Here is a 26,440-nt window from a genome sequence, read left to right on the forward strand (position 1 = left end):
CCGGATACCGTCGAGATCTCGCCCGTGTGTCGTCGACCAGAAATCTCGAAGGTTATGCAGCTCGATTCCTCCGGACTACAGGTGCTCTCCGATGAGGAGTGCTTCGGCCTGCTGTCCGCGGCACCGATCGGGCGGATCGTGTTCACCGATCACGCCCTGCCGGCCGTCCAGCCGGTGAACTTCCACCTCGACGGCCGGACCATCGTGATCCGCACCTCGATCGGGTCGAAGCTGGCGGCCGCCACCCGGCGGGCCGTGGTGGCGTTCGAAGCCGACGAGTTCGATCGTGAGCTGCGCGTCGGCTGGTCGGTGACCGCGGTGGGACAGGCCCGGGAGGTCACCGATCCCGACGAGCTCGACCGGCTGGCGGCGCTGCCGCTGACGACGTGGGCGCCGGGCAGCCGGGACCACTACATCGTGGTCGAGGCGGAGCACGTCTCCGGCCGCCGCATCACGGGGACACCTCCCGACGGAGCCGCGGCCCGGCGGAACGAAGAAGGCGCACCAGCGCGGACCCGGTGAGAGCCGCGACCGTGGCCGCCATGACCGCCCCGCCGAGCAGGCCGATGGCGACGACCAGCCAGCCGGGCTGGCCCTCCTGCCACAACGGCGTGGTCACCAGCGTGAACGCGCCCAGCGCCACCGTCCAGGAGCCCGCGGTCGCGATCACCCACCGGAACGCGCCCCGCACGTGCCGGCGCAGCACCCTCCACTGCAGCAGACCCATGCCGCCCAGCAGGGTCACCCCCAGCAGGGCGAGCATCGCGGGAGGCCAGCGCAGCACGCCCGCGCCGAGGACGATCGGCAGCGCGCCGACGAGCCACGCGACGACGGCCCCGGCCACGGTCGCCCGCACCCAGTCGCGGGTCGCGACGGCGGGAAGCGCGGCCCGCAGCGCGTACGCCTGCGCCAGGCCGAGGACCGTCCCCTCCACGGCCCCCGCCATGACCATCGCCGCGCCCTGCAGGAGCGGCCCGACGCCCGGCATGTCCGAGCCGGGGCCGGCCACCAGTGCCCCGGTCAGGGCGGGCACGGTGAAACCGGCGAGCTCCCCCAGCGTGACCGCTCTCGTCCACCGCCACCACACGTGCTCCGCGCCCGTGGCCGGCCCGGGCTCGCGCGTACCCAGGCGGATGTCCACCACGACGGCGCCGCCGGGCGGCCCGCCGCCGCGGCCTCGGCGCCCGCCCGCGTCGGCCGGAGCCGGTTCGTCTCTGACGACCGCGTGACCGGTCCACGTCACACCCTCCAGGACCAGGCGCACGGGCGCGCCGCCCTGGAGGTTGCGCCACCACAGCCGCGCCGGTCTGCTGGTCACCGTCAAGGTGTCGCCGCGCCGTTCGTACTGGACGGGCAGCCGGATGGGGGCGCCGCTCCTGCGGCCGGTGACGGTCAGCAGCACGATCCTCTGGGACAGCAGGTCGTGCAGCGGCGTCCGGAGCGCCCAGGCGACGACCGGGTTGACCAGGCGGGTCTGGAGACGGTCCAGCGCCTTCCAGGCCGGCGCCTTCAGGGGCGTGGTCACGAGCATGGCCGCCGCCGTCCCCACAGCAGGTAGGCGACGGGCCCGACCGGCTGGATGAAGATCCCCACCCACCACAGCCCCTTCCGCCCGCGCACGTCGTCCCGGTGGCGGCAGGCGAGGTCCACCACGGCGGTCGCGGTCAGCGCGAGCTCCACCGACGCCAGCGTCAGCAGCGTGGCCTGCTGTCTGTTCGACATCTCGTTCCAGCGCATCGGCGCAGTCCTTTCTCCTCGGGCCGGTCTCTTGGGTCTCCTGGGGCCGGTCTCCTGGGGCCAGGTCCAGCTCGCTCAGGGCCAGGTCCAGCCGCTGATCTCGGGGGCGTCCTCACCGTGCTCGCGGGTGTGGGCGCGGGCGCGCAGGCGGGCGTCGCTCATGCGCTGGCGCAGGTGCGCGGCGGTGGTGCCGAGCCCGGGGACGCGGTCGATGACGTCCATGACCAGGTGGTAGCGGTCGATGTCGTTGAGCATCGCCATGTCGAAGGGGGTCGTGGTGGTGCCTTCCTCCTTGTAGCCGCGCACGTGCAGGTTCGCGTGGCCGGTGCGCCGGTAGGTGAGCCGGTGGATCAGCCAGGGGTAGCCGTGGAAGTTGAAGATGACCGGCTTGTCGGTGGTGAACAGCGCGTCGAACTCGGCGTCCGGCATGCCGTGCGGGTGCTCCGAGCGCGGCTGCAGCCGCATCAGATCCACCACGTTGACGACGCGCACCCGCAACGAGGGCAGGTGCTCGCGCAGGATGGCGGCGGCGGCCAGCGTCTCCAGCGTGGGCACGTCGCCCGCGCAGGCCAGCACCACGTCCGGCTCGGCGCCCTGGTCGGTGGAGGCCCAGGGCAGGATCCCGAGGCCACGGGTGCAGTGCGCGATCGCCTCGTCCATGGTGAACAGGTCCAGCACCGGCTGCTTGCCCGCCACGATCACGTTGACGTAGTCACGGGAGCGCAGGCAGTGGTCGCCGACCGAGAGCAGGGTGTTCGCGTCCGGCGGCAGGTAGACCCGGACGACCTCGGCCTTCTTGTTCATCACGACGTCGAGGAAGCCCGGGTCCTGGTGGCTGAAGCCGTTGTGGTCCTGCCGCCACACGTGCGACGACAGCAGGTAGTTGAGAGAGGCCACCGGCCGCCGCCACGGGATCTTCTTCGACGACTCCAGCCACTTGGCGTGCTGGTTGAACATCGCGTCGATGATGTGGATGAACGCCTCGTAGCAGTTGAACAGCCCGTGCCGGCCGGTCAGCAGGTAGCCCTCCAGCCAGCCCTGGCACAGGTGCTCGCTGAGCACCTCCATCACCCGCCCGCCGGCGGCCAGGTGCTCGTCGGTCGGCTCCAGCCCGGCGTGCCAGGCCCGGGTGGTGGTCTCGAAGACGGCCTGCAGCCGGTTGGACGCGGTCTCGTCCGGCCCCATCAACCGGAAGCTGTGCGGGTTGGCGGCGATCACGTCGCGCAGGAACGCGCCCAGCCTCCGGGTGGGCTCGGTGGACTGCCGCGCGGGTTCCTCGACCTCCACCGCGTAGTCGCGGAAGTCCGGCAAGGCCAGCGGGCAGAGCAGCTCACCACCGTTGGCGTGCGGGCTGGCGCTCATCCGCAGCGGCCCTTCGGGCACCGTCCGCAGGACGGCGGGCACCGGGCGGCCGTCCGTGTCGAACAGCTCCTCCGGCCGGTAGGAGCGCATCCAGGCTTCCAGCATCGCCAGATGCTCCGGGTTGTCGCGCACCCCCGACAGCGGCACCTGGTGGGCCCGCCAGGTGCCCTCCACCGGCACCCCGTCGACCTCCCGCGGCCCCGTCCAGCCCTTCGGCGTCCGCAGAACGATCATCGGCAGCCGGTCGGCGCGGCCGTCCTTGTAGGCGGCGATCTGGTCGAAGACCACATCCAGTGTCTTGGCCATCTGCTCGTGGTCGGGGCCGACGACGTGCGGCCGGTAGCCGTACCCCTCCATGAGCTTGAGCAGCTCCTCCTCCGGGATGCGGGCCAGCACGGTGGGGTTGGCGATCTTGTAGCCGTTCAGGTGCAGGATCGGCAGCACCACCCCGTCGCGGTACGGGTCGAGCAGCTTGTTGGAGTGCCAGCTGGCGGCCAGCGGCCCGGTCTCCGCCTCACCGTCGCCGACGACGCACGCCACGACCAGACGGGGGTTGTCGAAGGCCGCGCCGAAGGCGTGGGCCAGCGAATAGCCGAGCTCGCCGCCCTCGTGGACGGAGCCGGGCGTCTCGGGCGCGACGTGGCTCGGGATGCCGCCGGGGAAGGAGAACTGGCGGAACAGCCTGCGCATGCCCGCGGCGTCCTGGGAGACCTCCGGGTATCTCTCCGAATAGGTGCCCTCCAGCCAGGCGTGCGCGACCGCCGCCGGGCCGCCGTGCCCGGGGCCGGCGATGTAGATCATGTCCTGGCCGCGTTCGGCGATGACCCGGTTGAGGTGGGCGAAGCAGAAGTTCAGGCCCGGTGTGGTGCCCCAGTGGCCGAGCAGGCGCGGCTTGACGTGCTCCGGCCGCAGCGGCTCGGTCAGCAGCGGATTGTCGAGCAGGTAGATCTGTCCCACGGACAGATAGTTCGCGGCCCGCCAGTAGGCGTCGATGTGCTGCGTCGTCGTCATGCGCCGATCATGTCTGGATCCGCCCCCGCCCCCCAGGGACCTTGGTCCTCTTCTCGTGGGCCGGCGGACTTCATGACGGGGCGCGCTGACCAACGACCACCCCGCTGGGGACTTCCGTCCCTGATCCACCTCCGACGCGCGAGGTGTGATGGAGGTGCCCCGAAGAACCTCGTTCTCCAGAGAGCTGGCCGCCATGCGCATGACCGTCGCCGACGTGATGACCGGCAAGGTCATCTCCGTCACCGCCGCCACCCCCTTCAAGGACATCGCCCGCAGGCTGGTCGCCGGCGGCATCAGCGCCGTCCCGGTCGTCGACGACGACGGGCGGGTGATCGGCATGGTCTCCGAGGCCGACCTGCTGCGTAAGGAGGAGTTCCGCGAGGAGTTCTACCGCGAGGGCTACCGGCCGCCGCTGCGCGCCCGGCTGCGCCACCCCAAGGGCCGGCGGAAGGCCGACGGCGACACCGCCGCCGAGCTCATGACCAGCCCTGCGATCACCGTCTCCCCCACGGCGTCAGCGGTCACCGCCGCCCGCCTGATGGACGTCCACGAGGTCAAGCGGCTGGCGGTGGTCGCCCCCAACGGCCGACTGGTCGGCATTGTCAGCCGCCGTGACCTGGTCAAGCTGTTCGTCCGCAGCGACGCGGAGATCGCCGCCGAGATCCGCGACGACGTCCTCGGCCGCTCCCTGTGGGTGGACACCGCCGACGTCACCGTGGCGGTGGACCACGGCGTGGTCACGCTGTCGGGGCGGATGGACCGCCGCAGCGAGGCGGGCATCGCGGTCGGCATGACCGGCCGCGTCAACGGCGTGGTCGACGTCGTCGACGGCCTGACCTGGAAGATCGACGACAGCGCGTGGGACTTCGGCTAGCCATGCCGCCCGCCCGGCGTGTTCACGGTGGTCGCCGTCACCGCGCCTCGGCCAGTTCCGCGGCGGGCGGCTCCGCGGCGGCCAGCTCCGTGGCGGCCGGCCGGCGAGCGCCGGGTCCCGTCGGCGGGACCACGACCACCGGGCAGGGCGGCCGGCGCAGACACGACAGCACGACGGAGCCCAGCCTGCCGTCCCCGGCGAGCTGGGCGGCCGAGCCGAGCACCAGCAGATCGGCCCCGCGCGCCTGCTCGGCGAGCACGGACTCGGGCCTGCCGCGGACGACCCGTCCCTCGACGCGAATCCCGGGGAACCGGTCCCCCACCAGGGTCAGCGCACGATCGAGGGCGGCATCGCCGGACACCCGCCCGTGCGCCGGACCGTCGTTCGCCGGCTGCCGCGCGTACGGCGCCCGGTGCGCGAGACGCGGTTCCCAGGCGTGCACGATGAGCAGTCGCCCCCGGCTGCCGACCGCCTGTTCCGCCGCCCACAGCAGGGCGTCCTCGCAGTCCCTGGTGCCGTCGGCGCCGGCCACTATGCGATGAGATCCCATGCCTCGATGATCGAGTGGAGGGGCTCAGCGCGACAGGGACCTTCGTCCCGCCTGTCGCCGTCCTTCGGCCGCGGTGGCCGCGCATCCTTTCGGCGAGATTGAGGACGGACATCCGACGCGAAGGGGTAACGATGACGGTCACGGCGGTGCAGCGCGCGGCATGGCACGGATTCCACGGCACGACCTGGCGGACCGACGTGGACGTCCGCGCCTTCATCCAGGACAACGTCACGCCGTACACGGGCGACGAGGGCTTCCTGTCCGGCCCGACGGAACGGACGCGGGCCGTGTGGGCGAAGGTGACGGCGCTGTTCCCGGAGGAACGACGGCGCGGTGTCCACGACGTGGACCCGGCGACCCCCTCGTCGATCACCGCACACGCGCCCGGCTACATCGACCGGGACCATGAGCTGATCGTGGGCCTGCAGACCGACGCGCCGCTGAAGCGGGCGATCATGCCCGCGGGCGGGCTGCGCATGGTGGAGAGCGGCCTGGCCGCCTACGGCTACAAGCTCGACCCGACGGTGAAGGACATCTTCAGCAAGTACCGCAAGACCCACAACGACGGCGTGTTCGACGCCTACACCCCGGAGATCCTCGCCGCCCGCCGTTCGGGCGTCATCACCGGGCTGCCGGACGCCTACGGCCGCGGGCGCATCATCGGCGACTACCGCCGCGTCGCGCTCTACGGCGTGGACCGGCTCGTCGAGGCCAAGCGGGCCGAGCTGCGCTCGCTGGACGACGCCGACGCCACCGAGCCGGTGATCCGCGACCGGGAGGAGCTGGCCGAGCAGATCCGCGCGCTCGGCGAGCTGAAGGCGATGGCCGCCGCCTACGGTCACGACGTGTCCGGTCCGGCCGGCACCGCGCAGGAGGCGGTCCAATGGCTGTACTTCGCCTACCTGGCCGCGGTCAAGGAGCAGAACGGCGCCGCCATGTCGCTGGGCCGCACCTCCACCTTCCTCGACGTCTACCTGGAGCGCGACCTCGCCGAGGGCCGCATCACCGAGGAACGGGCGCAGGAGCTCGTCGACGACTTCGTCATCAAGCTGCGCATCGTGCGCTTCCTGCGCACACCCGAGTACGACGAGCTGTTCTCCGGCGACCCGACCTGGGTGACCGAGTCGATCGGCGGCCTCGGCGCCGACGGCCGCCCCCTGGTCACCCGCACCAGCTACCGCTACCTGCAGACGCTGCGCAACCTCGGCCCCGCGCCCGAGCCGAACCTGACCGTGTTCTGGTCGCCGCGGCTGCCCGAGCCGTTCAAACGCTTCTGCGCCGCCCTGTCGATCGAGACCAGCGCCCTGCAGTACGAAAGCGACGAGCTGATGCGCCCCCGCACCGGCGACGACACCGCCATCGCCTGTTGCGTGTCGGCCGCCCCGGTCGGCCGGCAGATGCAGTTCTTCGGCGCCCGCGTCAACCTGGCCAAGACCCTGCTGTACGCCATCAACGGCGGCCGCGACGAGCTCACCGGCGTCCAGGTCGGCCCCGCCCACCCACCCGTCACGGGCGACGTGCTCGACTACGGGCAGGTCACCGAGGCGCTGGACCGGATGATGGACTGGCTGGCCCGGACCTACGTCAACGCGCTCAACATCATCCACTACATGCACGACAAGTACGCCTACGAGCGTCTCGAGATGGCCCTGCACGACTACCCGGTCAAGCGCACCCTGGCCTGCGGCATCGCCGGGCTGTCCGTCACCGCCGACAGCCTGTCGGCCATCAAGCACGCCCGCGTCCACGTCGTGCGCGACGCCACCGGTCTGGCCGTCGACTACCGGATCGAGGGTGACTACCCGGCCTACGGCAACAACGACGAGCGCGCCGACGCCATCGCCGTCGAGCTCGTCCGTTCCTTCATGGCCAAGATCCGCCGGCAGCGCGCGTACCGCGACGCCGAGCCCACCCAGTCGGTCCTGACGATCACCTCCAACGTCGTCTACGGCAAGCACACCGGCAACACCCCCGACGGCCGCCGCGCCGGCGAGCCCTTCGCCCCCGGCGCCAATCCGATGAACGGCCGCGACCGCCACGGCATGATCGCCTCCGCCCTGTCGGTCGCCAGGATCCCCTACGACCAGGCCCTCGACGGCGTCTCCCTGACCAGCACCGCCACCCCCGACGGGCTCGGCCGCACCCCGGACGAACGCGTCGCCAACCTGGTCGGCGTGCTGGACGGCTACTTCGACGCCGGCGGCTTCCACATGAACGTCAACGTGCTCACCCGCGCCGTCCTCCTGGACGCCATGGAGCATCCCGACCGCTACCCGCACCTGACCATCCGCGTCTCCGGCTACGCGGTCAACTTCGTCCGCCTCACCCCCGAACAGCAGCGCGACGTCGTCAACCGCACCTTCCACGGTTCGCTGTGAACGCCGCCACCCCGGCCGGGCCCCTGACCCAGGCGCCCGGCACCGGCGTCATCAGCTCCTGGGACCTGTCGGTCGGCGTGGACGGCCCCGGCACCCGCTTCGTCGTCTTCACCGCGGGGTGCCCCCTGCGCTGCCGGTACTGCCAGAACCCGGAGACCTGGCGGATGCGCGACGGCCGCGCGTCCACCGCCGACGAGATCATGGACAGGATCGCCGGGTACCGGCGCTTCATCTCCGTCGCCGGCGGCGGGGTGACCATCAGCGGCGGCGAGCCGCTGCTGCAACCCCGCTTCACCGCCGAGCTGCTGAGCCGCTGCCACGGCAGCGGCCTGCACACCGCCCTGGACACCTCCGGCCTGCTCGGCGTGCGCGCGACCGACGCCATGTTGGCCGACACCGACCTGGTGCTGCTCGACATCAAGTCCTACGACCCGGCCACCTATCGCCGGGTCACCGGCGGACCGGTCGAGCCGACGCTGCGCTTCGCCCGCCGGCTCGCGGAGCTGGGCCGGCCCACCTGGGTGCGTTTCGTCCTGGTCCCCGGGCTGACGGACGCCCCCGAGAACGTGGACGGCCTGGCCCGCTTCGTGGCCGGGCTGGGCAACGTCGAACGGGTCGACGTCCTGCCCTTCCATCGCATGGCCGCCGCCAAATACGAGCGCCTCGGCCTGCGCTTCCCCCTGGCTCATGTCGCGCCCCCCGACCAGGCGTCGCTGGACCGGGTCCACGCCCGGTTCCAGGCGCACGGCGTGACGAGCACATGACCGCGAGACCAGCGCCGCATCACGGACCGGGGCAGGCAGTGCCGTTGGTCCGCGCGTCCGAGGACATTCGCCGCTGCCGGACCATGGTGTCCCTGGACGACCATGGACTTGTCCGCTCCGTGGAGGTGAAGAAATCATGATCGGTGGGCAACAGATCATGGCGTCGCCGGCCCTCGACGCCGAACTGCTGGCCTTGAAGAAGCGGGTAGGCGCCCTGGAAGAGGAGGTCCGCACGCTGATCGCCGCGAACATGGCACTCGTACGAGCGGTTGAGAGCCTCTCCCCCGGCGTCTGAAGGATGTGCCGTCCCGTACCGCCGAGGCGGTCGACGGCTCCGGCGGCTCCCCCCGCGTCACGCGCGCCGGGCTCGCCAGGCTTTGTGCGCGGCGTCGGCCAGCACCATGGCCGGGATCGCGAGCGCGGCCAGCGCCCAGCCCGCCGGCGGCGGGAAGGAGCCCCCGAGCACGCCGGCGACCGGCGGCAGGCCGAGGAAGAGCACCAGCATGACGGCCTCGAAGGCGAGCGCGCCGAGCAGCAGCGGGTTGGTGCGCCAGCGCAGCCGGCCGACCCAGCGCGTTTCGCTGCGGCAGGCGACGGCGTTGGCGAACTGGCCGAGCACGACGGCGGCGAAGGCGGTCCCGGAGGCGGCGGCGAGCAGAGCGGGGGACGGGGCGGCGCCGAGGTGCCAGCCGCCCAGCAGGAGGACGGCGATGAAGGCGCCCATCTCCGCCGACGCCTGGGCGGGACCGAGCACGGCGAAGACGCGGCCGATCAGCCGGCGGTCCACGAGGTTGCCGGTGCGAGCGGGGCCGTGCATGGTGCGGGGGTTGGCGGGCTCGGCGCCGAGGGCGAGCGCGGGCAGCAGGTCGGTGCCGATGTCGAGGGCGAGCACCTGCAGCACGCTCAGCGCGAGCGGGACGGTGCCGCCGGACAGCGCCCAGACGGCGAACGGCGTGAGCTCCGCGACGTTGTCGGTCAGGTGGTAGGTGAGGAAGCGGCGCACGTTGGCGTAGGTGGCGCGGCCCAGCTCCACGGCGGTGACGATGGTGGCGAAGTGGTCGTCGAGCAGCACCAGGTCGGCGGCCTCGCGGGCGACGTCGGTGCCGGACGCGCCCATGGCGATGCCGATGTCGGCCTCGCGCAGGGCGGGACCGTCGTTGACGCCGTCGCCCGTCATGGCGACGACGTGGCCGCGTGAGCGCAGAGCGCGGGCGATGCGCAGCTTGTCCTCGGGGGTCACGCGGGCCACGACGACGCCGTCGCGGTCGAGCAGTTCGCCCAGCGCCGCGTCGTCGGCGGGCAGGTCGGCGCCCGTGACCACGAGTTCCTCCGCACCGAGCAGGCCCACCTCCTCGGCGACGGCGCGGGCGGTGCCGGGGTGATCGCCGGTGATCATGGCCAGCTTGATGCCGGCGATCCGGCACTTCCCGATGGCCTCGGCGACGTCGTCCCGAGGAGGGTCGTGCAGGCCGACCAGGCCGAGGAAGTCGAGATCGCGTTCCTCCGCCGCGTCCGCACCGGCGACCGCCAGCACGCGCAACCCTTGCGCGCTCATCCGGGTCAGCGCCTCCTCCACCCCGGGCACATCGCCGCAGAGCGGGAGCACGGTGTCGGGGGCGCCCTTGAGGTGCAGGTGACCGTCGGCCACGACGGAGGCGCGGCGCCGTACCGGGTCGAAGGGGAAGCGGCGGGTGATCTCCCCGGACAGGTCGGCGCCGAGCCTCAGCGCCTCCACGTGTAAGGCGACCTCCATCGGGTCGCCGACCGGCTTGCCGTCGCTCATCCGGCCGGTGGAGCTCAGCACGGCCGAGCGCATGACCTCGGCCGGTGAACGGCCCGGAGCCCACACGTCGGCGACGGCCATCTCGTTGCGGGTCAGCGTGCCGGTCTTGTCGGTGCAGATGAACGTGGCCGAGCCGAGCGTCTCGACCGCCTCCAGGTGGCGGACCAGCGCGTTCTTGGCCGCCATGCGCTGCGCGGCGCGGGCCAGCGACAGGGTCACGGTCGGCAGCAGGCCCTCGGGGACCAGGGCCACGGTGACGCCGATGGCGAACAGGAAGCCCTGCCCGGGGTCCATGCCCAGCAGCAGGGCCAGTCCGAAGAAGGCGGCGCCGACGACCAGGGCGATCCCGGCGACGATCCTGACCACCTTGCCGAGCTGGACGGCCAGCGGGCTCGGCGGCCGGCTCGCCTCCCGCGTCAGCTCGGCGATCGCGGCCAGCCGGGTACGCGGTCCGGTGACCAGCACGACGGCCTCCGCCTGGCCCTCCACCACGAACGTGCCCGCGTACGCGTGGTCGCCGTGCTGGGGCCGGACCGGGCGGCTCTCCCCGGTGAGCATTGACTCGTTGACGGCGAGCGCGTGCACGTCCGCCAGTTCGAGGTCGGCCGACACGCGGTCGCCCGCCTCCAGCAGCACCACGTCGCCTGTCACGAGTTCGGCCGCGCTGATCTGCAGCCGTCTGCCGTCCCGGCGGACCACCGCGTTGGCCGGGATCAGCTCGCCCAGCCGCTGGGCGGCCCTGTCGGCGCGGTACTCCTGGGCGAAGGCGAACACCCCGTTCAGCAGCACCACGACGACGATGGCGACGGCGAGCTGCGGCATCCCGGCCAGCAGGGCCAGCCCGGACGCGCCCCACAGCAGCAGGGCGAAGAAGTGCACCATCTGACGCAGCAGCAGCACCACGGGACGGGTGCGGCGGGCGGCGGGCAGCGTGTTCGGCCCGTCGGCGGCCAGCCGGGCCGCGGCTTCGGCGGCGGTGAGCCCGGACCCGGCCCGTGACACGCTTGTCATGTCCCCCACCCTCCCGGTCCGCGCGGGCGGCCCGGCAGGGACCTTGGGCCTCAAGGGCGGGGCCGTCCGGCACTGCCGGCGCGCCGGTTTCTGGGAAACCCTCGGTGGTGTAAGCCGTTCCAGGTCCACGCCGGCCACCTCGCCGGCCTGCTCCTCCGTCCCGTGCCCGGCGTCGTCCGGGTCTCCCCTGCAGGAGATGACCATGAGAACCACCGTCCAGGACGTGATGACCACCGACGTGGCCGCCGTCAACGAGAAGGCCTCCTTCCACACCGTGGCCGACCTGCTCATCGAGCGGGGCGTCAGCGGCGTGCCCGTGGTGGACGACGACAACCGGGTGCTCGGTGTCGTGTCCGAGACCGACCTGCTGGCCAAGGAGGAGTTCAAGGAGCGCTACTACGGTGACGCCTACCGGCCGCCGCTGCGCGCCCGCCTGCGCCACACGGCCGGCAGCGAGGGCAGCGGCTACCGCAAGGCGCAGGGCGAGACCGCCGGCGCGCTGATGACCTCCCCGGCCCGCACCACCACCCCGGACGCCTCGGTCGTGCTCGCCGCCCGGCGGATGGACCGGTACGGCGTCAAGCGCCTGCCCGTGGTCGACGACGGCGGCCGCCTGGTCGGCATCGTCAGCCGCCGCGACCTGATCAAGGTCTTCCTCCGTTCGGACGGCGACATCGAGCGCCGGATCCGCGACGCCCTGCCGGGTGAGCCGGGCATCGCGGTGTCCGAAGGGGTGGTGACCTTGTCCGGGGTGCTCGACGAGCACAGCCACGCCATCAGGGCGGTCCGCCTGGCCGAGAACGTCGACGGCGTCGTGGCCGTGCACGACGAGCTCAGCTGGAAGCACGACGACATCGTGGAGATGCCCATGTGGGGCGGAGCCTGAGTCACCGTCCTGTCGTGCTGCGGCGTACCATCTCGGTGATCCAGACCGGCGCGAACGGGGACGTGCAGCCCGGCGGAGTCGGGTAGTCCTTGAGCACCCCCAGCCGTTCACCGATGTCGATCGCACGGGCGCGGTGCTCGGCGTGCTCGATCCCGATCTGCGCCAGGCAGTGGTTCATCGCCCACTGCAGGCGGTCCGGGGCGTCCTTCATCTCCGCCTCGATGACGTCGAGCAGTCCGGCGAGGTCGAGCCCTGCGGGCTTCCTGGCCACGCGTTCGGTGGTCAGCGCCCAGCCGGCGCCGGCGACCACGGGGTCCGGGTCGGCGGACCAGGCCAGGCGCAGCTCTTCGGAGTGCGGGCTCTTCTTCACCACGTAGTTCACGAGCCAGTCGTGCACCTTGGGGGTGCGCGCCTCGCGCACCATGACGTCCAGCTCGTCGCGCTCGAACGCCTTCGGGCGGCAGATCAGGATCGCCAGCAGCCGCGCCGCGGTGTCGCCCGTCTCCCAGAGCCGGCACGCCAGCTCCTGCCGCGTCTTCAGCCGCTTCGCCAGCGCGCGCAGCTCGCCGAGGTTCACCCCGTGATCGTCGCCGTGTCTCTCGTTCACCTCGCGGGTCCTCGGGTCCTGGAGTGCGGCCAGCTCGGCCATCACCTCGGCCACCTCGCTCTCCGTCGGCGCCGTCTCCGCCACCTCGGCCTCCTCTCCTTCACATGCCACTCCGACCGTACGGCCGGACTCAGGAGGTACGCGCATTGCCGCGGCGGACGCGCGTCGTTCGCCGCCGCCGCGCGGCTAATGACGCACGCCGTCGGGGGTGGTCTCCGTGCCGGGAGTGACGAGCCCGGTCTCGTACGCCAGCGCCACTGCCTGCGCCCGGCTGCCGAGGTCGAGTTTGGCCATGGCGCGGTTGAGGTGCGTCTTGACGGTGGCCTCGCTGACGTTCAGGCGCGCCGCGATCTCGGCGTTCGGCAGGGCGTGGCCCACGAGCTTGAGGACCTCGGCTTCGCGGGCGGTCAGGACGTCGAGCTGGGGCGCGGGCCGGGGGGCGGCGGGGTCCGGCCGGTGGGTGTAGGCCTTGACGAGGCGCTGGATGACGGTGGGCGCGAAGAGCATGTCGCCGGAGGCGACGGTGTGGATGGCGGCGATGAGCCGTTCGGGCGGGGTGTCCTTGAGCAGGAATCCCGAGGCGCCGGCGCGCAGCGCGTTGTAGACGTATTCGTCCAGGTCGAAGGTGGTCAGGATGACCACGCGGGGTGGCTGGTCGCGGTGCGCGGACAGGATGCGCTCGGTGGCGGTGACCCCGTTCATGCCCGGCATCCTGACGTCCATGAGGATCACGTCGGGCCGGGCGGCGGCCGTCAGGGCGATGGCCTCCTGGCCGCTCGCCGCTTCGCCGACGACGTCGAGGCCGGGGGCGGCGCGGATCAGCGCCGCCAGGCCGGCGCGGACGAGGACCTGGTCGTCGACGACGAGTACTTTGATCATCCGCTCGGTTCACCGGCCGGGGCGAGGGGCGGGGTGTCCGTGCCCGGGGAGGGCAGCGGCAGAGTGACCACGACCTCGAATCCTCCTGACGGCTTCGACCCGCTTCTGACCGTTCCCTTGTAGAGCTTGACGCGTTCGCGCATGCCGATCAAGCCGTGGCCGTCCCCCTCCGGGGAGGGCGGGGCCCCGCGTCCGTCGTCGCTGACGCGCAGTTCGAGGTCGGCGCCGTAGTCGAGGGAGACCCGCGCCGTGGCGGGGCCGGCGTGTTTGAGCACGTTGGTGAGGCATTCCTGGACGATGCGGTAGGCGCACAGGTCGATCCCGGGCGGCAGCGGGCGTACGGTGCCGGTGATCGACACCTCCACCGGGACGCCGGCGGAGCGCACCCGTTCCGTCAGCTGATCGAGCCGGCCCAGGCCCGGCGCCGGGTCGTAGCTGTCGGCGCACTCGTCGGCGCCGTCGCCGGCGTCGTCGCCGGCGTCGATGCGCAGGACGGCCAGCAGCCGCCGCATCTCGCCCATGACCTCGCTGCCCGTGTCGGCGATGGTGGCGAGGGCGCCGCGCGCGGTGGCGGGGTCGGAGCCGAAGACGTAGCGGGCCAGCCCCGCCTGGATCACGATGACCGACATGTGGTGGGCGACCACGTCATGCAGTTCCCGGGCGATGCGCACGCGTTCCTCGGTGACGGCACGCCGCGCCCTGTCCTCCTGGTCGCGCCGTAAGCGCTCGGTGAGGGCGGCGAGCTGCCCGTTGCGCTCGACGACCGTCCGGGTCCGGTTGCCGAACGACCACACGACGACCACGATGAGGCTGACCTGCGCGATGTTGGGCCAGGTGAAGTCGTCGGGTGCGAGGAACGCCGCGTGCCACCAGGAGGCCGCCACGGCGAGGCCGCAGGCGACGGACACGGCCGGGGGCCGGCGCACGGCGACCGTGTAGAGGGCCAGCACCGGCGCCGCCTCGTTGAGCCGGGTGTCGTAGCCGGCCAGGTGGAAGACGATCGCGAGGAGCAGGGCGACGCCCAGCACGGTCAGCGGAGCGCGCCGCCGCCAGGCCAGGACGAGGTTGGCCGCCAGCGTCAGCCCCACGGCGGCGGCGTCCCAGGGGCGCTGCGCGTAGCCGGACGGCACCGCGTCCTCGGCCAGCACGAAGCCGAACACCACGGTGGTGACGGCGACCACCACGCTGAAGATCAGGTCGACGACGAAGGGGTTCATCCCGGCGAGCCACCGGAGCGACGACAGCATCTTCGCGCGCATCAGCGCATGCTAACCGGCGCGAGCGGCGCTCCTCATCGCCTGAGCGCCTGGTCCGCCACTGCGACTTCGGCGGTAGGGACGCCCATCATGTACAGCAGAGGTTTACCTCTCAGGCCGGGCCGTACCGCGGATGGCGGAATGATCTCTACCCCAGAGTTTGACGCCGAGGATGACCGCTTTTTCCTATAAATGGTGCCGGTTCGAGTCGCCGGCACTGGCAGCGAGCGGCACGCCCGTACGGGACGGACCGTCCCGTACGTGGTGGAACCGATGAGCAGCTCACGCAAGCACACTCAGCCGCACCTCCAGGAGACTCGATGCGCCGCCGCACCCCCCGCAGCGTCCTCAGCCGTGTCCTCGCCATGGCCATGTCGCTGGTCCTGTCACTGGTCATGTCCCTGCTGGTCCGCTGTCCGGACGCCGTCGCCGCCTCGCCGGGTGGGTTCCCCGCGCGGGCGGCGACGGGCGGGCCGCCCGCACCGTCCGAACGCGAGGCCCAGGAGCTGGCGCGCGGCAGCGGGCGGCGCGTCGAGGTGCTGCCGCTGCGCACGGAGACCCGCCAGGTGTTCGCCAACCCCGACGGCTCGTACACCTCCGAGACCTCGGCGCTGCCCGAGCGGGTACGGCGCGGCGGCGGCTGGGCCGACGTCGATCCGACCCTGGTCTTCGCCGAGGACGGAAGCGTGCGCACCGTGGCGACGCCGCTCGACCTGACCTTCTCGGGCGGCGGAAGAGGCCCGCTGGCGGCGATCGGCGAGGGGGGACGTTCGGTCGCGATGAGCTGGCCGGGGAGCCTGCCGAAGCCGGTGCTCGACGGGGACACCGCCACCTACGGCGAGGTGCTGCCGGGCGTCGACCTGAAGGTGACCGCGTCGGTGCTCGGCTTCTCCGAGGTCCTCGTGGTCAAGAACCGGGACGCCGCCGCCGACCCCGCACTGGACAGGATCGGCTTCGGCATGCGCGCGACCGGGCTGACGGTGCGCAGGACGGCGAGCGGCGGCCTGAGCGCCGTCACCGAGTCGGGAACCGAGCTGTTCCACGCCCCGGCGCCGCGCATGTGGGACTCGTCGGGCACGGCGGCGGCCCCCGCCTCGCTGACGGCCGGGCCCTCCCGCCAGGGCCGGCAGGCCGTGATGGCCGTGGACCTGGACCGGGACCGCATCGCGATCACACCGGACAAGGGCCTGCTGACCTCCCCCGCCACGACCTACCCCGTCTACATCGACCCGCAGTGGTCGGGCTCGAAGCTGGCCTGGACGTACGTGGACCAGGCCTACCCCTCCCAGGAGTACTGGAACTCCAGCCACATGCCGGAGGCCGGCAACTACGGCAGCGGCCTGAAGCGGTCGTTCTTCCGGATGGACTCCGACAACGTCAACGGCAAGCACATCCTCAAGGCCACGTTCCGCATCACGCAGGTCAAGTCCTGGGGCTGCACCTCCAGCCCGCAGGCCGTGCAGCTCTGGCTCACCGGCGGCATCTCCAGCTCGACGAACTGGAGTCATCAGCCGTCCTGGAGCGACCACCAGGACAGCGTGGCCTCCGACGCCGGCTACAGCTCCTCCTGCCCGGACAAGGGCATCGAGTTCAACGTGACGGGCGCGATCGTCAAGGCCGCCAAGGCCGGCTGGTCGAACACGACGTTCGGGTTGCGGGACTCCAACGACACCAGCAGCGGCGTGTGGGGGTGGAAGGGCTTCAGCGCCTCTCCGAAGCTCGTCATCGACTACAACACCCCGCCGGCCGCTCCCTCGGGCATCGGCACCTACCCGGCCACCCCCTGCGTCACGGGCGCCGCCCGACCGGCGGTCAACGCCGGCGACGCCGCCAGCCCGCTCCAGCTCAAGGCCCGGATCTACGACCCGGACAAGGCCGGCGACGGCGTGCGGGCCGAGTTCGTCCTGCACCACTACAACGCCGCCACCGGCGGGTGGGACGACATCACCTCGACCATGCCCGGCGACGGGAAGACCGCCTACAAGTACACCACCTCGGCCACCGACCACTCGGTCAAGCTGGCCGGGCTCACCACCGGCCACACCTACGGCTACAAGGTCAGGGCGTACGACGGCACGGACTCCAGCGCGTGGAGCAAGTGGTGCGAGTTCACCGTGGACACGATCGACCCGGCCACCCTGCCCAAGGTCAGCTCCCTCGACTACCCGGCCGACACTCCGGACGCCTGGCAGGGCAGCGTGGGCTGGGCGGGCGGATTCACGCTGGCCCCCGGCGACGGTGAGACCGACGTGACGGCCTTCCGATGGGCGCTCGACGACCCGGCGCTGGCCACCGCCGCCACCCAGGTGACGATCCCCGCCGGGCAGCCCTCCGTGAACGTGCGGCTCGCGCCCCGCCACGACTGGCTCAACGCCCTGTACGTCTACCCGGTCGACCGGGCCGGCAACGTCGGCAAGACCCCGGCCGTCTACAGCTTCTACGTCAGGGCGGGCTTCGACCCGGTGGGGCACTGGCGGATGGACGAGGGCGGCGGGTTCACGGCCGGCGACTCCGCGGCGACGCCGCACCCGGTGACGTTCACCGGCGGCGCGAGCTGGAGCGGCGGCCGCGTGGCCGGCGGCGTGCACTTCGACGGCGCCACCGGGTACGGAAGCACGGACGGCCCGGTGGTGCACACCGACAGGAGCATGTCCGTCGGCGCCTGGGTGCTGCTGTCCGACAAGAGCAAGAACTCCACCGTGGCCAGCCAGTCGGCCACGCGCTCCTCGGGCTTCCAGCTCTACTACTCCGCCAGCTCCAAGCGCTGGATCTTCAGCAAGTACGACGCCGACACCGACAACGAGACCGCCGTCCGCGCGGTGAGCGACGCCGAACCGGTGACCGGCATCTGGACCCATCTGGTGGGCGTGTGGGACGCGCCGCACCGGCAGCTGCGCCTGTACGTCAACGGCATCCGCCAGTCGGCGCCGGCCGCCTTCCCGTACGCTCCGTGGGACGCGACCGGCCCGCTGCAGGTGGGGCGGATGAAGTGGCGCAGCACGTTCATCGAGAACTTCGCCGGCGACATCGACGAGCTGAAGGTCTGGAACCGGGAGCTGTCCGACGACCCGCGCACCGTCAACGATCCCGCGCTCGGCAACGAGATCGCCGCCATGGCCAAGCAGCCGCCCATCCAGCGTGGCTGGTGGAAGTTCGAGGAGACGGCGGGCACCACCGCGGTCAACACGACCGACAGCCGCTGGCCCGCGACGCTCGGCGGCGGCGCCGCCTGGACCGGTGACGGCTTCGACGGCGGCGGCGCGCTCAGCCTGAACGGCGCCACCGGCTACGCGGCCACCCCGTCGGCGCCGCTCCGCACCGACCACAGCTACGCCGTGTCGGCCTGGGTGCGCCTGTCGGGAGACGACACCTGCGTGCTGCCGAGCCACGCGATGACCGTCCTCGCCCAGGACGGAGCCACCTACAGCTCCTTCTACCTCGGCTACCGGCTCATCGCCGAGAACGGCGTCGCGGTGCCGCACTGGTCGTTCTCGACCAGCCCCAACGCCGCCAGCGGCACCCTGACGCACGCCGTCTCGGCCGAGCGCGTCGACTGCTCGGCGCTCAACACCTGGACGCACCTGGCCGGCGTGTACGACGAGCAGGCCAAGCAGATCCGCCTCTACGTCAACGGCCAGCTCAACGACCAGCGCCCCGTCACCGGCGGCTGGGCGGCCGGCGCGCTGCAGATCGGCCGCGCCAGGTACAACAGCGCCGCCGTGGACTACTTCGGCGGTGACATCGACGACGTCCGCGCCTACACCGGCACCCTGACCGACCGCCAGGTCGTCAACATCGCGATGAACCTGCCCATCGACGGCTAGACCCGCCGACACCCCCACGTTCACTGACGCCCCCTCGGAGGAAGCCGTGCCCGGTTCAAGGCGAGGCTGGACCCAGATCGCCGCCGTCCTGGCCGTCGTGGTCCCGGCCACGCTGGCCGCACCGATCGCCGCCCGGGCCAGCGGCGACGACCCGGCCTGGCACCAGGCTCAGCGACAGCACGCGGTGCCCGGCCACGCCGTCAAGGCCCGCCGGCCCTCGGCCGACCCCGGCGCCGCGTACGACCTCAAGGGCGCGCCCGCCGTGACCTGGCCCCGGCCGGGAACCGCGACGGTGACCCTCCCGGCGGCACCCGCCGGCGGCACGCCGGACGTGGCGGCGCGCGACGGCGGCACGCAGGACGTGGCGGCCCGCGCGGACGGCACCGCCAGGGTGCGGGCCGGAGCGCTGCCGATCTGGCTGAGCCCGGGCGCACCGCGGAACGACGGCGGTCCGGCGCTGCGAACCTCCGCCGTCACCGGCGTCCAGGTGCGCGCGCTGGACGCCGCCACAGCGGGCAGGTCCCGCATCACCGGCCTCGGCATCCAGCTCACCCCGCAGGCTGCGCCCGCCGCCGGGTCCCGCATGACGGTCGAGGTCGACTACTCGGGCTTCCGGTACGCCTACGGCGGCGACTGGGCCTCCCGGCTGCGCCTGGTCCAGTTGCCTCCGTGCGCGGCCGCCACGCCCGACCTGCCTCAGTGCCAGGCCCGGAAGCCGCTGCCCACGCGCAACGACGTCAAGACCGGCCGCCTGTCCGCCGACGTCGGCTTCGCCACCGCCGAGACGATGACGCTGGCCGCCGAGGCCGCGCCGTCCGGTTCGGCCGGCACGTACGAGGCGACGTCGCTGTCGCCGTCGGCGACGTGGAACGTGAGCAACCAGAGCGGCGCGTTCTCCTGGTCCTATCCGCTGCGCCTGCCCCCGACGCCGGGCGGCCCGACCCCGAACATCGGCTTCGTCTACTCCTCGGGCGGCGTCGACGGCCGTACGGTCGCCACCAACAACCAGGCGTCCTGGATCGGCGAGGGCTTCGACTACTGGCCCGGTTTCATCGAGCGCCGGTACAAGGCGTGCGCCGACGACGGCGTCACCCCCAAGCGCAACGACCAGTGCTGGGGCAACCACAACGCCACCCTCTCGCTCAACGGCCAGGCCACCGAACTGGTGCTGGACGACGCGAGCGGCACCTGGCAACCCAAGGACGACGACGGCTCCAAGGTCGAGCGGCTCACCGGCGCCGACAACGGTGACAACGACGGCGAGTACTGGCGGGTCACCACCCCCGACGGCACCCAGTACTACTTCGGCCGCAACCACCTGCCCGGCTGGACCGAGGGCGGGGCCGAGACGCAGTCGACGTGGACCGTCCCGGTGTTCGGCGACGACGACGGCGAGCCCTGCCACAAAGACTCCTTCTCCGACTCCTGGTGCAGGCAGGCGTGGCGGTGGAACCTCGACCACGTCGTGGACCCGCACGGCACGGTGAGCACCTTCTGGTACGGCCGTGAGACGAACTACTACCGCCGTGACGTCACCACCCTGACCGACGGCGTCCCGAACGGCACCCCCACCGCCTACGACCGGGGCGGCTACCTCAAGCGCGTCGACTACGGGCAGCGCTCGAACGCGATCTTCTCCTCCTCGGCCCCGGCCCGGGTGGTCTTCGACGTCAAGGAGCGGTGCATCGCGACGTCGAGCTTCGACTGCGCGGAGAGCAAGTTCACCAAGGACAACGCCAAGTACTGGCCCGACGTCCCCTACGACCAGAACTGCGACTCCGGCGACAAGTGCCTCGACCGGTACTCGCCCACGTTCTGGACGCGCAAGCGGCTGGCCGCCGTCACCACGCAGGTGCTGTCCGGGAGCGCGTACAAGGACGTCGACACCTGGACCCTCGACCAGCAGATGCGCGCGCCCGGCGACGGCACGGCGCCGGCGCTGTGGCTGGCCGGCATCCAGCACACCGGCAAGGTCGGCGGGACCGCGTCCCTGCCGCCGGTGAAGTTCGCCGGCGTGCAGCGGCCCAACCGGGTCGACGCGCTGGAAGGACGCCCGCCGCTGACCAAGTGGCGGATCTCCGCGATCGACAACGAGACCGGCGGCGCCCTGTCCGTCACGTACTCCGACGAGGACTGCGCCGCCGGCAACACCCCCGCGCCGGACTCCAACACCCGCCGCTGCTACCCGCAGTACTGGTCGCCCGAGGGCGCCACCTCGCCCAAGCTCGACTGGTTCCACAAGTACGTCGTCACCCAGATCCAGCAGATCGACCGCACCGGCGGCGCCCCCGACACGCTGGAGACGTACGAATACCTCGGCGGCGGCGCCTGGCACCATGACGACGACGACGGGCTGACCAAGGAGAAGTACAAGACCTGGTCGCAGTGGCGCGGCTACGGCAAGGTGCGGGTGCTGCGCGGCGCCCCGGGCGAGCAGCGCTCCAAGGCCGAGTTCACCTACTTCCGCGGCATGGACGGCGACGAACTGTCCGGCGGCGGCACCCGCGACGTCAAGGTCACCGACTCGCAGGGCACGGCCGTCGCGGACGCCGAACCGCTGCAGGGCCGCCTGCGGGAGGAGATCCGCTACGACGGCCCCTCCGGCCCCGCTCTGACCGGCACCATCACCGGCTACTGGTCCAGGCAGACCGCCAGACGCGTCCGCTCCTGGGGCACCACCACGGCGCACATGGTCCGCACCGACAAGGAACGCGCCCGTACCGCGCTGGCCTCGGGCGGCTGGCGGTACACCACGACGGACACGGACTACAACGCCGACGGGCTGCCCGCCCAGATCAACGACCTCGGAGACGAGGCCACGGCGGATGACGACCAGTGCGTCCGCACCTCCTACGCCCGCGACGACACCCGCTGGATGATCTCCTACGCCACCCGGGTGGAGACCGTCACCAAGGCGTGCACGCTCACGCCCGAACGTCCGGCGGACGTGGTCTCCGACGTGCGCAAGTACTACGACGGCAAGGCGTTCGGCGTGGCGCCGTCCGCGGGCGACGTCACCAGGACCGAGAGGCTCGGCTCGTGGAACGGCGGCCCCCAGTACGTCACCGCCGGCTCCACCACCTTCGACGGCTACGGCCGCCCGCTGGTGGTCACCGACGTCAACGGCACCACGACCAAGACCTCCTACACCCCGGCCACCGGCCTGGTCACCGCGAAGCGGGAGACCAACGCGCTGGGCCACGTCACCACCACCGAGATCGAGCCCGCCTGGGGCCTGGCCACCGCGACCACCGACGCCAACGGCAAGCGCGCCGACCTCGCCTACGACCCGCTCGGCCGGCTCACCGGCGTGTGGCTGCCCGGCCACGCCAAGGGCAGCTACGCCTCGACCCCGAACATGAAGTTCGGCTACCAGATCCGCACCGACGGCCCGACCACCGTCTCCACCTCGACGCTGCGCGCCGACAACGCCACCTACACCACCGGGTACGCCCTCTACGACGGACTCCTGCGCCCCCGGCAGAAGCAGGAGCCCGCGCCGGGCGGCGGCCGGCTGATCAACGACACCCTCTACGACACCCGTGGCCTGGTCGACAAGACCAACGCCGACTACTACACCGACGGCGATCCCGGCAGCACGCTGTGGGTCCCGGCCAGCGACGACGACGTCCCCGGCCAGAACGTCACCGTCCACAACGGCATGGAGTGGCCGACCGCGCAGATCTTCCGCAGGCGCGGCACCGAGCAGTGGCGCACCACCACGACGTACGGCGGCGACCGCGTCAGCGTCGACCCGCCCGCCGGCGCGACCCCCACCACCACCATCACCAACGGTCAGGGCGAGACCGTCGAGGTCCGCCAGTACAAGGGCGACGCCCCCAGCGGCGACTACGACGCCACCACGTACACCTACACCCGCGCCGGGAAGCCGGCCACCGTCACCGACACCGCGGGCAACGTCTGGACCTACCACTACGACCTGCGCGGCCGGATGATCCAGGTCGACGACCCCGACAAGGGCACCGCCAAGCTCACCTACGACGACAAGAACGACCTGCTCACGACGGTCACCGACGCCCGCGGCTCCAGCCTGTTCCTCACCTACGACGCCCTCGGCCGCAAGACCGCCGAATACGCCGGCACCTCCGCCGCGGGCACCAAGCTCGCCGAGTGGACCTTCGACAAGCTGGCCGACGGCACCGTGGTCAACGGCCAGCCGACCGGCTCCACCCGGTACGTCAAGAACGCGGCCACCGGCGCCATGGACGCGTACACCGACTCGGTGACCGGCTACGACAACGCCTACCGGCCCACCGGCGCCCAGACCGTCATCCCCGCCGCCGAGGGCGCCCTGGCCGGCACGTACAAGACCACCACCGACTACAACCCCGACGGCACCGTCCACCGCACCGTGCTGCCCGCCGCCGGCGGCCTGCTCGGCGAGACCCTGCTGTACGACTACGACCAGCTCGGCAACCCGACCACGATGCGGGGCCTGACCAACTACGTCACCTCGACGACCTACGGCAAGCTCGGCCAGGTCCTCGACATGACGCTGAGCACCGGCCTCAAGCGGGTCAAGCAGACCAACTTCTACGAGGAGGGCACCAACCGGCTCACCCGCTCGGTGTTCGAACGGGAGACCGCCCCGATCTCGGTGGCCGACACCCACTACACCTACGACCAGTCCGGCAACATCACCAAGATCGCCGACACGCCCTCCGGCCAGACCCCCGACGTGCAGTGCTTCCGTCAGGACTGGCTGCAACGCCTCACCGACGCCTGGACCTCCACCGACGACTGCGCCACCGGACCCTCGCCGGACATCGTCGGCGGGCCCGCACCGTACTGGCAGTCCTTCGCCTACGACAGCGTCGGCAACCGCACCAAGGAGATCGACCACCAGGCGACCGGCGACATCACCAAGACCTACACCTACGCCGGACCGGGCAGACCGCAACCGCACACGCTGACCTCCGTCGCCTACGACGGCGGCCCGCGCGACGGCCAGATCGACACCTACACCTACGACAAGTCCGGCAACACCACCGAACGCGGCTCGGGCCGCCTGCTGGAATGGGACGTCGAAGGCCACCTCGCGAAGTCGACCGACCCCTCCGGCGTCAGCACCTTCGTCTACGACGCCGGGGGCGAGCGGCTCATCCGCCGCGACCCCACCTCCACCACCCTGTACGTCGCCGGCATGGAGATCCGGCTCGACGCCAAGACCGGCGCCAAGAGCGCGACCCGGTACTACGACTTCGGCGGGCAGACCATCGCCGCCCGTACCGGCAAGGGCGTGACCTGGCTCGGCGCCGACCACCACGGCACCGCCGACACCTCCGTGGACGACACCTCCACGCAGGCGACGAGCCGCCGCCGCTTCACCCCGTTCGGCCGGCAGCGCGGTCTCGCACCGGTGTCCTGGCCCGGCCAGAAGGGGTTCGTGGGCGGCGTCATCGACGAGGCCACCGCCCTGACCCACCTCGGCGCCCGCGAGTACGACGCCGAGACCGGCCGCTTCATCTCCGTCGACCCCGTCTTCGACGTCTCCGACCCGCAGAGCTGGAACGGCTACGCCTACGCCGACAACAACCCGGTCACCGGCTCCGACCCCACCGGCCTGATGTACGACGGCGGCACCCAGTGCGGGATCATCCCGTCGAACCCGTGCAACCCGCCTTCCGGAGGCGGAGGGGGCGGCGGCGGGGGCGGAGGAGGCAGCTCCTACTCGCCGCCTCCTCCGCCGACCAGCCCTCCCCACTGCGGCCGCTGGAGCTTCGGCTGCAAGGCCAAGAAGATCTGGCACGAGCACAAGGCCACCATCGTCAACGTCACCGTCGCGGTCGTCGTCACGGTCGGCTGCGAGGCGGCCACGGCCGGCGCCGGCAGCATCGGCTGCGCCGCCGCCGGCGGAGCCGCCGGCAACCTGGCGGGCTACCTGGTCTCGACACCGCGCGACGAGTGGAGCGCCGGGGGCGCCTTCAAGGCCGCGGCGGTCGGCGCCATCACCGGCGCGGCAGGCGGCGTCGTCGGCAAGGGCGTGAGCGCGGCACTCGGCAAACTCGCCACCACAGCCACCGGCAGGACCGTCGCCGGAGCGGCGAGCAAGGCAGCCGGCAAGGCCAGGAACGTCCTGGGCCGCGGCGGCGGCGCGGCGGCGGAAGGCGGCGAATCCGCGGGCGCCGCGGCGGGCAGGGCAGGGGCGGGCCGGGCAGCGGGCAAGGCACGGGCCACGTCCGGGTCAGGACCCAGGTGCAACAGCTTCGCGGCGGGCACCATGGTCAAGCTGGCGGACGGCACCAGCAAGGCGATCGAGCAGATCAGACCTGGCGACAAGGTCCTGGCCACCGACCCGCTGACCGGCAGGACCGCGCCGAAACTGGTCCTCGCCGCCTTCTCCGGTGCCGCTTACCTCAACCTCGTCCAGATCACGGTCGACACCGACGGCAAGAGGGGCGACGAGACCGGCGTCATCCTCGCCACCGAGCACCACCTGTTCTGGGACACCAAGGACCGCGCGTGGGTCCGCGCCGACCATCTGACGCGTGCCGACCACCTCCGCACCCCGACCGGCACCACCGTCCAGGTGGTCGGCACCACGAAGCAGCCGAACCACCCCACGGTCCACGACCTCACGGTCGCCGACACCCATACGTTCTACGTGGAGGCCGGAGACAAGTCTGTTCTTGTCCATAACTGCGGCTTCATCGGTCCGAAGGACCACGTCGCTCTCGGAAGGGAGAGCAGTGATGTCACGAACTTCGCGAGGCACGTCGGCGCGCGCCATTTGATGGGCGTCACCGGCGACTGGAAACAGGAGGTCTACAAAGTCCTTCGCCGCACGGTCGAAGGCGGAGGCGAGATCTCCTTCCTGCTCGACGGTCTTCCGGGGGCCAACCGCGGCCCCGCGATGGCGCTCCAGAGAGCACGCGAGGCGGCCGCCGCCGACGATGGCAGCCTGCTGGCCACCCAGTGGGAACTGATCCAGGTCGCCAACCACGGCTTGATGGATACCGTGAATTTCTACCGGATGAATGGCCGGCTGGGCACGTGGGGGCAACTGTGACGAAGAAGACCGTCGAACTCCGGGATTCCCGGACGTTCCGCCTGATGGATTATCGCTACGGTCACGGGTACGCGCTGCTGCGCGGATACCCGGAGATCGACGACGATGCTCCAGGAGATTCTCCCCTCCGGGTCATGGACGTGGCGTTCGCCGGAGCGAGCCGGCTGTCCTGCTGGAAGGATGTAGGCGCCCTTCACCTTCGCGAGGCGTCGGGCGACGACCTCGCCGACCTGGTCGCCAGGATCGGCCGCCTTCGAGCCGGCCAGAAGGTGTTTCTGCTTCGCGACGGCTCGCTCGAGGATCACATCGTCTGCTACGGCGTCCAGTGGGCGGAGTTCGATCTCCGCGGTGGGGCACAGAGCCCTCTCGTCTCAGACGACCTCGAATATCGCCGGATTCATCAGCCGGTCAATGGAGAGACGTACTGTGCCTGACCGGCCTCCGGCTCCCGGCCGGCCCGTCCCCGGTCGATCGAGGAAGGGCCGGCC

The 26,440-nt window shown here is 71.9% G+C and carries 17 protein-coding genes; 9 read left to right on the forward strand and 8 right to left on the reverse strand.

Annotated features, from left to right (window positions below; genetic code table 11):
• Positions 1-54 precede the first annotated feature (54 nt).
• Positions 55-522: a pyridoxamine 5'-phosphate oxidase family protein gene (locus HT134_RS05065; protein ID WP_175599036.1), complete on the forward strand. Its 468-nt coding sequence runs from the start codon at positions 55-57 to the stop codon at positions 520-522.
• On the opposite strand, the gene HT134_RS44600 is transcribed toward HT134_RS05065, so the two are convergent.
• The 3 genes from HT134_RS44600 to HT134_RS05080 all read right to left on the reverse strand — a co-directional run bounded on the left by HT134_RS44600 (position 452) and on the right by HT134_RS05080 (position 4,110).
• A complete protein-coding gene (locus HT134_RS44600) occupies positions 452-1,531 on the reverse strand; it encodes a nitroreductase/quinone reductase family protein (RefSeq protein WP_217707184.1) in 1,080 nt (359 codons plus the stop codon). The two genes, HT134_RS05065 and HT134_RS44600, sit on opposite strands and share 71 nt — an antisense overlap.
• On the reverse strand, positions 1,522-1,737 hold the full coding sequence (locus tag HT134_RS05075; protein WP_175599037.1) for a PLD nuclease N-terminal domain-containing protein: 216 nt from the start codon (positions 1,735-1,737) through the stop codon (positions 1,522-1,524). Before HT134_RS05075 ends, HT134_RS44600 begins: the two co-directional genes overlap by 10 nt.
• A gap of 75 nt (positions 1,738-1,812) precedes the next feature.
• Positions 1,813-4,110, reverse strand: coding sequence for a phosphoketolase family protein (locus HT134_RS05080; RefSeq protein WP_175599038.1), 2,298 nt, complete (start codon positions 4,108-4,110; stop codon positions 1,813-1,815).
• A gap of 154 nt (positions 4,111-4,264) precedes the next feature.
• On the opposite strand from HT134_RS05080, the gene HT134_RS05085 reads away from it, so the two are divergent.
• Positions 4,265-4,984 carry a CBS domain-containing protein gene (locus HT134_RS05085; protein WP_312887978.1) on the forward strand — a complete coding sequence of 240 codons (720 nt, stop codon included), beginning with the start codon at positions 4,265-4,267 and terminating at the stop codon, positions 4,982-4,984.
• A gap of 37 nt (positions 4,985-5,021) precedes the next feature.
• Here HT134_RS05085 and HT134_RS05090 read toward each other — a convergent pair whose 3' ends face one another.
• The gene (locus HT134_RS05090) at positions 5,022-5,534 is read right to left on the reverse strand and encodes a universal stress protein (RefSeq protein ID WP_175599039.1); all 513 of its coding nucleotides are present in this window, start codon (positions 5,532-5,534) and stop codon (positions 5,022-5,024) included.
• Positions 5,535-5,665: 131 nt separating this feature from the next.
• Between HT134_RS05090 and pflB the strand changes: the two genes are divergently transcribed.
• The 3 genes from pflB to HT134_RS05105 all read left to right on the forward strand — a co-directional run bounded on the left by pflB (position 5,666) and on the right by HT134_RS05105 (position 8,971).
• The gene (gene pflB / locus HT134_RS05095) at positions 5,666-7,912 is read left to right on the forward strand and encodes a formate C-acetyltransferase (protein ID WP_175599040.1); all 2,247 of its coding nucleotides are present in this window, start codon (positions 5,666-5,668) and stop codon (positions 7,910-7,912) included.
• On the forward strand, positions 7,909-8,676 hold the full coding sequence (gene pflA, locus HT134_RS05100; RefSeq protein ID WP_312887979.1) for a pyruvate formate-lyase-activating protein: 768 nt from the start codon (positions 7,909-7,911) through the stop codon (positions 8,674-8,676). The genes pflB and pflA overlap by 4 nt, the downstream gene beginning before the upstream one ends.
• A 136-nt stretch (positions 8,677-8,812) precedes the next feature.
• On the forward strand, positions 8,813-8,971 hold the full coding sequence (locus HT134_RS05105; RefSeq protein ID WP_175599041.1) for a hypothetical protein: 159 nt from the start codon (positions 8,813-8,815) through the stop codon (positions 8,969-8,971).
• A 57-nt stretch (positions 8,972-9,028) separates the two neighbouring features.
• Here the strand turns inward: HT134_RS05105 and HT134_RS05110 are convergent, their stop codons facing one another.
• The gene (locus HT134_RS05110) at positions 9,029-11,470 is read right to left on the reverse strand and encodes a cation-translocating P-type ATPase (protein WP_175599042.1); all 2,442 of its coding nucleotides are present in this window, start codon (positions 11,468-11,470) and stop codon (positions 9,029-9,031) included.
• Between the two features lie 202 nt (positions 11,471-11,672).
• Between HT134_RS05110 and HT134_RS05115 the strand changes: the two genes are divergently transcribed.
• The gene (locus tag HT134_RS05115; RefSeq protein ID WP_175599043.1) at positions 11,673-12,356 is read left to right on the forward strand and encodes a CBS domain-containing protein; all 684 of its coding nucleotides are present in this window, start codon (positions 11,673-11,675) and stop codon (positions 12,354-12,356) included.
• A gap of 1 nt (position 12,357) precedes the next feature.
• On the opposite strand, the gene HT134_RS05120 is transcribed toward HT134_RS05115, so the two are convergent.
• The 3 genes from HT134_RS05120 to HT134_RS05130 form a co-directional block, all read right to left on the reverse strand.
• Positions 12,358-13,005: a DNA alkylation repair protein gene (locus HT134_RS05120; protein ID WP_217707566.1), complete on the reverse strand. Its 648-nt coding sequence runs from the start codon at positions 13,003-13,005 to the stop codon at positions 12,358-12,360.
• 144 nt (positions 13,006-13,149) lie between these two features.
• Positions 13,150-13,842: a response regulator gene (locus tag HT134_RS05125; RefSeq protein WP_175599045.1), complete on the reverse strand. Its 693-nt coding sequence runs from the start codon at positions 13,840-13,842 to the stop codon at positions 13,150-13,152.
• Entirely contained in the window at positions 13,839-15,101 is a 1,263-nt protein-coding gene (locus HT134_RS05130) for a sensor histidine kinase (RefSeq protein WP_217707185.1), read from the reverse strand. Before HT134_RS05130 ends, HT134_RS05125 begins: the two co-directional genes overlap by 4 nt.
• 317 nt (positions 15,102-15,418) lie before the next feature.
• On the opposite strand from HT134_RS05130, the gene HT134_RS05135 reads away from it, so the two are divergent.
• From HT134_RS05135 to HT134_RS05145, 3 genes are read left to right on the forward strand one after another with little or no spacing between them, the layout of a single operon-like run.
• On the forward strand, positions 15,419-18,922 hold the full coding sequence (locus HT134_RS05135; protein WP_175599046.1) for a LamG-like jellyroll fold domain-containing protein: 3,504 nt from the start codon (positions 15,419-15,421) through the stop codon (positions 18,920-18,922).
• A gap of 46 nt (positions 18,923-18,968) precedes the next feature.
• Positions 18,969-25,952 (forward strand): polymorphic toxin-type HINT domain-containing protein, encoded by a 6,984-nt coding sequence (locus HT134_RS47530; RefSeq protein ID WP_175599047.1) that lies wholly within the window; start codon positions 18,969-18,971, stop codon positions 25,950-25,952.
• On the forward strand, positions 25,949-26,386 hold the full coding sequence (locus HT134_RS05145) for a hypothetical protein (RefSeq protein WP_175599048.1): 438 nt from the start codon (positions 25,949-25,951) through the stop codon (positions 26,384-26,386). Before HT134_RS47530 ends, HT134_RS05145 begins: the two co-directional genes overlap by 4 nt.
• Positions 26,387-26,440 lie beyond the last annotated feature (54 nt).

Source organism: Nonomuraea rhodomycinica (genome assembly GCF_013363995.1).
Classification (GTDB): Bacteria; Actinomycetota; Actinomycetes; order Streptosporangiales; family Streptosporangiaceae; genus Nonomuraea; species Nonomuraea rhodomycinica.